Annotated in this window: 6 protein-coding genes; 4 read left to right on the forward strand and 2 right to left on the reverse strand. The window is 70.9% G+C overall.

All coding sequences use genetic code 11. The annotated features are described in order from the left end of the window. Nucleotides 1-10: 10 nt before the first annotated feature. Complete coding sequence (locus MN205_RS02190; RefSeq protein WP_374115812.1) at nt 11-958, reverse strand: intradiol ring-cleavage dioxygenase; 948 nt, start codon at nt 956-958, stop codon at nt 11-13. 150 nt (nt 959-1108) lie between these two features. Then, nucleotides 1109-1858 carry an SDR family oxidoreductase gene (locus tag MN205_RS02195; RefSeq protein WP_242123892.1) on the reverse strand — a complete coding sequence of 250 codons (750 nt, stop codon included), beginning with the start codon at nt 1856-1858 and terminating at the stop codon, nt 1109-1111. A 32-nt stretch (nt 1859-1890) separates the two neighbouring features. Here MN205_RS02195 and MN205_RS02200 point away from each other — a divergent pair, with 32 nt between their 5' ends. The 4 genes from MN205_RS02200 to MN205_RS02215 all read left to right on the forward strand — a co-directional run. Continuing rightward, nucleotides 1891-2700: an SDR family NAD(P)-dependent oxidoreductase gene (locus tag MN205_RS02200; RefSeq protein ID WP_242123894.1), complete on the forward strand. Its 810-nt coding sequence runs from the start codon at nt 1891-1893 to the stop codon at nt 2698-2700. Nucleotides 2701-2879: 179 nt separating this feature from the next. Then, a complete protein-coding gene (locus MN205_RS02205) occupies nt 2880-4208 on the forward strand; it encodes an ABC transporter substrate-binding protein (protein ID WP_242123896.1) in 1329 nt (442 codons plus the stop codon). Between the two features lie 65 nt (nt 4209-4273). After that, nucleotides 4274-5194, forward strand: coding sequence for a carbohydrate ABC transporter permease (locus tag MN205_RS02210; RefSeq protein WP_242123899.1), 921 nt, complete (start codon nt 4274-4276; stop codon nt 5192-5194). Nucleotides 5195-5325: 131 nt separating this feature from the next. Next, nucleotides 5326-6105, forward strand: a 780-nt coding sequence (locus MN205_RS02215) for a carbohydrate ABC transporter permease (protein ID WP_374115813.1), incomplete at its 3' end; no start/stop codon positions are given.

Below are 6105 nucleotides of genomic sequence, written 5' to 3' on the forward strand. Positions count from 1 at the left end.
GGGTCCGGGTTCAGGCGGAGGTCGGCCGGTCGGTGGGCGGGGTACCGCCCGCGCCGCCCCCGCCCGTCCTGCCGCCGCCCCCGGAGGGGGCCGCGCCGGCGGTGGGGGTGGTGTCGGTGTCCACCCCGACGGTCAGGGTCAGGGCGTACCCGCTGGTGACGTCGCCGGTGACGGTGGGGAGCTGGGTGGCGGCGGAGTCGTCGCTGAAGACGTTGTCGGAGGCGAGGGTCACGTTCGCCAGGTTGCTCACCGACTGCTCGTACCCGCTGGTGGCGTAGACGACGTCGCAGACCTCCTCCGGCAGCGCGATCTGGGAGGTGGCGATGGCGTTGCCGGCGTCGGTGATGGAGTCCACGTCGGGGTAGACCTCGAAGTGGACGTGCGGCCAGCGCCCGGAGTAGCAGGCGGGGAAGACGCTGGTGAAGGTGACGCTGCCGTCGGCGTCGGCGACCTGGACCCCGCGCAGGTAGTTCTCGTCCTCGATGCCGTCCGAGTAGAGGGAGTAGTTCCCGTCGCGGTCGCAGTGCCACAGGTACACCGCGGCGCCCTCGAACGGCACGTCGCCGCCGGCCATGTCGACGACGTTCAGCGTCAGGGTCGTCGGCACCCCCTCGGCGGTGGTGGTGGAGGTGCCGAAGGAGGAGCGGATGTCGCTGCGCACCACGCCGCTCGCGGTCAGCACGTTGGCTCCGTTGGAACCGTCGCCGGGGTAGGGGCCCGCCGTCTCGTCGGGGATCTCGGTCAGCTCCGAGGAGGTGGTGGCGGTGGCGCTGCCGGCCTCGGCGTCGGAGCCGCAGGCGGCCAGCCCCAGCCCGGCGGCGCCCAGGCCGAGGGCCCCCAGGACCCGGCGGCGGTCGAGTCCGCGCTGCTGCATGGTGGTGATGTCGAAGGCCAGGCCCTGGTCGTCGACGTCCTCGTCCTGGCGCGGCAGGGTCCGGCCCCGGTAGGTGCGCAGCACCCGCCGGGTGCGCGCCTGCCGCTGGTCGTGCTCGTCGTGCTGGTCCACGGTGGTCCTTCCCTCGGTCACGCCGCCACTGTGGGCGGGGTGCCCGGGGCCCCGCCCTGAAGGCCCTGTGCCGCGCCTGTGGACGTGTCCGCGGGGGGACGGTCAGCGCTGGGAGACGGGGGAGACGACGAGCTCGTCGACGCGCACGTGCGGCGGGCTGTCGAGCACGAACTGGACGGTGCGCGCGACGTCGTCGGGGGTGAGCATGACGGCCCGGGCGGCCTCGTCGGGGACCTCGGGGCGCTGGTCGAGGAAGTCGGTGGCGATGTCGCCCGGGCACAGGTGGCAGGCCCGCACGCCGTGCGGGGCCTCCTGCTGGTTCAGGGTCCGCACCAGCGAGCCGAGCGCCGTCTTGCTGGCCGAGTACGCGACCCCGGCCCCGGGCGAGAACGTCCACCCCGCGTAGGAGGAGACGACCACGACGACGCCCCCGCTGCGGCGCAGGTCGGGCAGGGCGGCGTCGATGACGGTGGCCGGCCCGGACAGGTTCGTGGCGATGATGCCGTGCACGACGGCGATGTCCTGGTCGTCCCAGCGCCTGCGCGGCGCGTTGAGGCCGGCGGCCAGGACGAGGCCGTCGAGCCGGCCGAACTCCTCGACGACCGCGTCGCGGGCCGCGGCGACCGCCTGGACGTCCTGGACGTCCAGGGGGAGGGCGAGGGCTGCGCCGCCGTCGCGGGTGATCGTGGCCGCCGTCTCCTCGAGCGGCTCGGCGCGGCGGCCGCTGAGGACCACGCCCCACCCCGCGCGGGCGGCGGCCGCGGCCACCGAGCGGCCCGTGCCGGTGCCCCCACCGGTGATCCAGACGACCTTGCGGTCCGGTGCGGCAGCGGTGTCCGTGACTATGCTCATGCCTCGACAGCATGTCCGCTGGAGGAGGCGTCGTGCACCTCGATCTCACGAACCGCGTGGTGGTCGTCACCGGAGCCGGGCGGGGGATCGGGCGGACCATCGCCGCCCGCTTCGCCGCGGACGGCGCCCGGGTCGTCGCCCTCGACCTGGCCTTCGACGCGGGGACCCCGACGGACGCGGAACCTCCCGGGGCGGGACCGGCCGTCGAGCAGGTGGTCTGCGACGTGGTGGACCCCGACTCCGTCCAGCGGGCGGTCGGCACCGTGGTCGAGCGCCACGGCACGATCGACGTCCTCGTCAACAACGCGGGCATCAACGTCGAGGGACAGGTGGCCGACCTGTCCTGGGAGCGGTGGCGCCGGTGCATGGACGTCAACGCCGGCGGGGTCTTCCTGGTGAGCCAGGCGGTCGCCGAGGTGATGAAGCGGGCCGGGCGGGGCCGCATCCTCAACGCCGCGTCGTTCGCCGCCATCGTGCCCAGCGTCGGCAGCGCCGCCTACGCCGCCTCGAAGGCCGCGGTGGTGCAGCTCACCCGCGTCATGGCCTCCGAGCTCGGCCCGTGGGACATCACGGTGAACGCCTACGCCCCCGGCATGGTCCCCACGGCCATGAACGGCTTCGCCGAGATGGAACCGGCCGCCCAGGACCGCCTGCTCGACACGCTGTCGCTGCGGCGCTGGGAGAGCGCCGACGACGTGGCCGACCTCTTGATGTTCCTGGCCAGCGACGCGGCCTCGTACATCACGGGAACCCTGATCGACGTCTCCGGCGGGAAGCTCGCCACCCAGATCCCCAGTCGCGCGCACGAGGCCGCCCGGCGGTCCCGGCCCTCCGCCCCCTGAGGTCCCGGTACCTCGGCCGGTGCTCCACGTGCCGCGCGGTGCGGGCATGAAGCGCTTCAAGAATCTCCCCCAGGAGCGTTGACGAGCGGTGAGGGGCGTGCCTACGCTTCCTCCTGAAGCGCTTCAATGACGGTGTGCTCCGCCGCGGGGTCCGCGGCCGTCTCGATGAGGAGAGCCTTGTGAAGACCACGTTCCTGCGCCGCTCGGCGATCTGCGCCGCCCTGGCGATGCTGCCGCTGTCGATGTCGGGCTGCAGCGCCGGCAGCCTCGGCTCCTCCGACGGCTCGGGCAGCAGCGGCGCCACGGAGATCACGTTCCTGGTCGACAACGCACCCTCCACCCTCCTGGGGGCCGAGGCGCTCGTCGAGGACTTCAACGCCTCCCAGGACGACGTCGAAGTCACCGTGGAGACCCGCCCGCAGGGCGGCGAGGGCGACAACCTCGTCAAGACCCGCCTGCAGACCGGCACCATGGACGACGTCTTCGCCTACAACGCCGGCTCGCTGTTCCAGCAGATCGCCCCCGAGGAGACGCTGACGCCGCTGACGGACCAGCCCTACATGGAGCAGGTCGACGACAGCTTCGTCCCGCAGGTCAGTGCCGGTGGCGAGGTGTACGGCGTGCCCTACGGCACCGCCTTCGGCGGTGGGGTGCTGTACAACAAGAAGATCTACGAGCAGCTGGGCCTCGAGGTGCCGAAGACCTGGGCCGAGTTCATCGCCAACAGCGAGGCGATCGAGGCCGCCGGCATCGCCCCCGTGATCCAGACCTACCAGGACACCTGGACCTCGCAGCTGCTGGTCCTGGGCGACTTCCACAACGTGGCCGCGGCCAACCCCTCATTCGCTGAGGACTACACCGCCGGTGAGGCCAAGTACGCCACCGACCCGGCGGCGATCAAGGGTTTCGAGCACACGCAGCAGATCCACGAACAGGGCTTGCAGAACAGCGACTTCGCCTCCGCGAAGGTGGAGGACGGCATCCGGATGCTGCTCGACGGCACCGGGGCCCAGTACCCCATGCTCTCGAGCATGGTGGCGACCGCGATGAGCATCGCCCCCGACAAGATCGACGACATCGGCTTCTTCGCCCTGCCCGGCGACGACCCGGCCACCTACGGGCTGACCGCCTGGTTCCCGGGCGGGGTGTACGTGCCGAAGAGCACCACGGGCGACGAGTTCGAGGCCGCCAACCAGTTCCTCGCCTACCTCGCCACCCCGACGGCCTGCGACATCCTCACCGAGACGACGGTGCCCACGGGTCCCTACCTGATCGAGGGCTGCGAACTGCCCGAGGACGTCCCGCAGGTGACCAAGGACGTCAGCGCCTACTTCGAGAACGACCAGCAGAGCCCCGCGCTGGAGTACCTCTCGCCGATCAAGGGGCCGGCGCTGGAGCAGATCCTCGTGGAGGTCGGCTCGGGCATCCGCCCGGCGCAGGAGGCCGCGGAGCTGTACGACCAGGACGTGGAGAAGCAGGCCCGGCAGCTGGGCCTCGAGGGCTGGTGACCCGAGCCGTCCCCCCGACCCGGCCGGCGACGGCCGGTGCGAGCTGACCCGAGAGGGAGGAAACCATGGCGACGACGCTGCGTCCGGCGACGTCCACGTCCACCGCCGGCCCCGCGCGCGGGCGCGGCAAGCGTCACAGCCCCTACCCGGGGTGGTTCTACCTGCCCGCCGCCGTGGTCTACGGCGTGCTGTTCCTGGTGCCGACGTTCGCGTCGTTCTACTTCGCGCTGACCCGCTGGACGATCTTCGACAGCGAGTTCATCGGTCTGGCGAACTTCGTGCAGTTCTTCCAGGAACCGGCCCTGGTGAAGGGCTTCACCAACACCTTCGTCTACGCGGTGGTCACCTCCGGCGCCAAGGTCGTGCTCGGGCTGGGGCTGGGCATGCTGCTGACCAGCCAGATCGTGGGGCGCGGCTACCTGCGCGCGGTGGTCTTCTTCCCCGTGCTGGTCTCCTCCGTCGGGGTGGGCATCACCTTCCAGGTGCTGATGCACCCCTCGCGCGGGGCGATCAACTCCGCGCTGGGGGTGTTCGGCATCGACGGGCCCGGCTGGCTGGTCGATCCGCAGCTGGCGCTGCTGTCGGTGGCGCTGGTGGACGTGTGGAAGGGCGTGGGGCTGGCCACCTTGATCTACATGGCCGGGATCGTCTCGATCCCGAAGGAGTACTACGAGGCGGCCAAGGTCGACGGGGCCGGGTCGTGGACGCTGTTCCGCAACGTCATCTTCCCGTTGTCGTGGCCGGCGACCTCCACGGTGATCACCCTGTCGCTGATCGGGGGCCTGCGCTCGTTCGACCTGATCTGGGCGATGACGCGCGGGGGGCCCGGTTTCACCTCCGACGTGATCGCCTCGGTGATCTACAAGCAGTACCAGGCCGGCTTCTACGGCCTGTCCACCGCCGGCAACGTGATCCTGTTCCTCGCGGTGACCGCTCTGGTGCTGCCGCTGACGCGGTTCCTGGCCCGCAAGGAGGTCGAGCTGTGAGCTCCACGATCAGTCCCGCCGGGCCGTTGAACCCCCGCTCCCGCTCCCGGTCCTGGTCCCGGCGCAGGGGTGGGGTGGACCCGCAGGGCCCGGCGCCGGGTGGTGGGCGCGTCGGTGGCCCGCGCGCGGCGCTGTACCGCTACGGGGTCGGGGCCTTGGCGATCGTGCTCAGCGTCGTGGTGTTCATCGTGCCGTTCGTGTTCATCGTGCTGACGGCGGTGATGGACGCGCAGCAGGCCGGTGAGTTCCGCTTCGCGCTGCCGCGCCGGTTCCAGGGGTGGCAGAACCTGGTGGAGGTCGTGCAGACGCGCGACTACATCCTCGTCATCGCGTTCATCAACTCCATCGTGCTGACGGTGGCCAGTGTGACGTTGATGGTGGTGTTCGGCTCGATGGTCGCGTTCGTGCTGCAGCGGCGCGTCACCCGCTTCAACGGGTTGATCAACTTCCTGGTGCTGGCTGGGTTGATCATGCCGCCGGCGGTGGTGCCGACGATCTGGGTGCTGCAGCGGCTGGGGTTGTTCGCCACGATGCCGGGGCTGATCCTGGTGGAGGTGGCCTTCGGGATCTCCTTCACGGTGCTGTTGTTCCGGGCGTTCATCTCCACGATCCCGCGTGAGCTGGACGAGGCGGCGGTGCTGGACGGTGCGGGGCCGGTGCGGTTGTTCTTCCGGGTGATCCTGCCGCTGCTGCGTCCGGTGCTGGTGACGGTGGTGCTGGTGCAGTCGGTGGCGGTGTTCAACGACTTCCAGACCCCGTTGTACTTCCTGCCGGGGGACGCGGGGGCGACGGTGCAGCTGACGTTGTTCAACTTCCAGAGCCAGAACCTGTCCAGCTACAACCTGTTGTTCATGGACATCCTGCTGATCACGATCCCGATGCTGCTGCTGTACCTGTTCTTCAACCGTCAG

Origin of the sequence: Kineococcus sp. TRM81007 (genome assembly GCF_022669155.1) — a bacterium.
Classification (GTDB): domain Bacteria; phylum Actinomycetota; class Actinomycetes; order Actinomycetales; family Kineococcaceae; genus Kineococcus.